This window comes from Flavobacteriales bacterium (assembly GCA_025210805.1).
In the GTDB taxonomy this organism is placed as follows: Bacteria; Bacteroidota; Bacteroidia; order Flavobacteriales; family CAJXXR01; genus JAOAQX01.
Map to the genome: position 1 here is coordinate 1 of JAOAQX010000015.1, position 2,975 is coordinate 2,975.

4 protein-coding genes are annotated in these 2,975 nt (G+C 31.8%); 3 read left to right on the forward strand and 1 reads right to left on the reverse strand.

All coding sequences use genetic code 11. From position 1 onward, the window contains the following. Nucleotides 1-336 (reverse strand): hypothetical protein (locus tag N4A45_06340; protein MCT4664836.1); only part of this gene is annotated, 336 nt, incomplete at its 3' end. Between the two features lie 561 nt (nt 337-897). On the opposite strand from N4A45_06340, the gene N4A45_06345 reads away from it, so the two are divergent. From N4A45_06345 to N4A45_06355, 3 genes are all read left to right on the forward strand, one after another. Further along, complete coding sequence (locus N4A45_06345; protein ID MCT4664837.1) at nt 898-1,068, forward strand: helix-turn-helix domain-containing protein; 171 nt, start codon at nt 898-900, stop codon at nt 1,066-1,068. Nucleotides 1,069-1,108: 40 nt separating this feature from the next. Then, nucleotides 1,109-1,309 (forward strand): hypothetical protein, encoded by a 201-nt coding sequence (locus N4A45_06350; GenBank protein ID MCT4664838.1) that lies wholly within the window; start codon nt 1,109-1,111, stop codon nt 1,307-1,309. Nucleotides 1,310-1,438: 129 nt separating this feature from the next. After that, the gene (locus tag N4A45_06355) at nt 1,439-2,449 is read left to right on the forward strand and encodes a phage antirepressor KilAC domain-containing protein (GenBank protein ID MCT4664839.1); all 1,011 of its coding nucleotides are present in this window, start codon (nt 1,439-1,441) and stop codon (nt 2,447-2,449) included. Nucleotides 2,450-2,975: the final 526 nt, after the last annotated feature.

A 2,975-nucleotide genomic window follows, 5' to 3' on the forward strand; every position in this document is an offset into this window, starting at 1 on the left:
ATTTTTCTTTTTAAGAGGTTTAAGCGCTCCTAAATTTCCATAAACCTTTAGCTCAGCATTTTCTCTGATTAAACAAGTATTGAAGAGGATAATATCAGCTTCTTCTTTCTTGTCAGTTTCTTCATATCCAAGATTGCTAAGCATACCAATCATTTTTTCAGAATCATTTTCATTCATTTGGCAACCAAAAGTTACTGTGAGATGTTTTTTTCTGCGCCCATTTTTCTCATAGAATTCATCGCTCAATTGTCTTAATTTATTCATATATGGTTGTTGTTCCATCCAGTCCTTGCTCACTTTTTTCACCGATACTATAGTTTTTTCTTTTCTTTCCATTTTACTTCCTCCTCGATCTTAAGTACATTTATAAAAGTACATCCTTTATATTATATCAAAATTGGGGGCGTTAAAAAAGAGCCGATATTGGTGAATGTTTGAGGGCAAAAAAATAACCTAGAGTTTAGATTGGATCTAAATTCTAGGTTATTTTGGTTGTAGTTGATGTGTGACATCGTATGTTAAGGTCTAATAGTGTCAGCTCAATAAAATTGCTGAAGAATTAAACTTGTTTCAATACATCACATGTTAAGGTCTAATGCAAGTAGCTGACAGACTTTCAAAAGATTTTTACTAGTTTCAATACATCACATGTTAAGGTCTAATGACACCCAATTCAACGTTTGTCTAAAATGAGTATACACCCTTTTTGTTCAAATTTCAAGGAAAAGTTGTGTTTCGCAGAATAACCGATGAGTGATAAGTTCAAACATATGAACCTAATATTTCTTAAAAATAACATAAATCGATTGACAAATTGAACTTATTGAACTTATTGAACTTATAATATAGATGTACCTATTGAACTTATTAAACAGTTTGCATTAAAGGGGGTTGATTATGGACGAAGAACTGATAACGACTAAAGAGCTTTGTGAATGGCTGAAAATTAGCAAAGCTACTGCAAGTAATTGGAGAAAGCAAGGTATGCCCTATTATGGAAAAGCTAGAAGTCTCCGATATAAGAAATCTGAAGTCAATAAGTGGCTAGATAAAGAAGAAAACAAATAAAGATTCTTGACTTGCAAAATCTTATAGAGGAGGGTTTTAGTTGGACGTTAACAAAGTTTACATCACTAAAGAAGTTGCGAATTTATTAGACATTAACTCTTCTTATTTAATTCGATTGGCTAAAAAGTTGTTGGAATCTGGAGAACTAACAGATTCTGATATTCGCATAGCTGGTAAGAGTAATTATCTCTATAACGAAAGAGCTATTTCAGTAATCCGTAACAATTTGAAAAGAAAATAAGGACAAATGAAAGGGAACTCGCTCCCCGACCAAAGTTTGCGAATTCCCTAAAAAACAACAACACCGAAAGGTATTGCTCATTTATTATAGCATATCTTTTAGGTGTTCTTCAAGAAGGAGGATTCTATAATGAATGAAATGATTATTAATGAATTTGCTGGAACTAATATCCATACTTTTATGTGGAATGGCAAACCTTGCTGGATTGCAAATGAAATTTTATCTGTTTTTGATTATGCTGATTCATCTAAAACTATTCAGCAGTGTATCCAAGCTGAGGAATTTGAAATTAATATAGAATATGATGTACTTAGAGGATTGGAACTAAAAAACTTCAAAGAGTTAGTAAATAAGGTTACTACTTCTGAGGTAGTAACCTCTCTCAAATATGTTCCACAACTTATTATATTCTATGAAGATGGGCTATATGGTTTCTTGCAATATACTGATAAACCTATAGGCGTAAAATTTAGAAAATGGTTACGAAATGAAGTGTTACCATCTATCAGAAAATATGGATTCTATGCTACGGATCAGTTTCTCGAGAATCCAGATTATGCTATAAAAGTTTTTCAAGAATTAAAGGAAGAACGATTAAAAAATAAAAGATTGGAAGAACATTTTCATAAGACAGAATCATTTGCTAGTTTTGGTAGAGCTATAGCTAGTTCTAGAGATGGTATTCTTATCGGAAATTATGCGAAGATTCTCAAAAATACAAATGTGAAAATTGGTCAAAACAGATTATTTAGATGGCTTAGATCAAATGGCTATCTAATAAAGAATGGAGCTAGAAAGAATACTCCTACTCAAAAGTCTATTGATTTGGATTTGTTAGTACTTGAAGAAATGACTATTCTCACTTCTAATGGTTCTACTGTGCAGTTGAAAACATTAGTTACGGGCAAAGGTCAAAAATACTTCTATGGGCTTTTAAAGAAGGATTTTGAAATTAAGGATAAACTGCTATTTGATTCTTTTGATTTGAGTGTTTTAAGGATTATAAAGAATAGACTTGTTGAATCTGGATTGACTCCAGATATGATGGATGATAGTACTGAATTTTTAGAACTTGTATTTTCTTATTCTCAGCTGATTCGTGAGATTAAGGCTGTGAAGCAGTTTTGGTATGATATTTAATATGAAAAACCGACTACTTATGGGTAGTCGGTTTTTTGTTACATCGTATGTTAAGGTCTAATATGGTAATAACCGTATTACCAATTCAAGCATTTGCGTTTCAATACATCACATGTTAAGGTCTAATGTCTGAAAACGATTCAGAACTTCCACAAGAGGTTCAGTTTCAATACATCGCATGTTAAGGTCTAATGAGTTTCCAATACAAAAAATAAGCAAACTAAATGTCGTTTCAATACATCACATGTTAAGGTCTAATTTTTAAATAAAGGAGGGATTCAATCAATGCAACATTCGTTTCAATACATCACATGTTAAGGTCTAATTAATGGTATCACTAAAAATAAAATCCAGTTTTGTTTGTTTCAATACATCACATGTTAAGGTCTAATATAACAAGTAGTCAGTATAAGGCTGTCAAGCTAACGTTTCAATACATCACATGTTAAGGTCTAATAAGAATACGGAGAACAGTTTGACCGCGTAAGCAAATCGTTTCAATACATCACATGTTAAGGTCTAATGA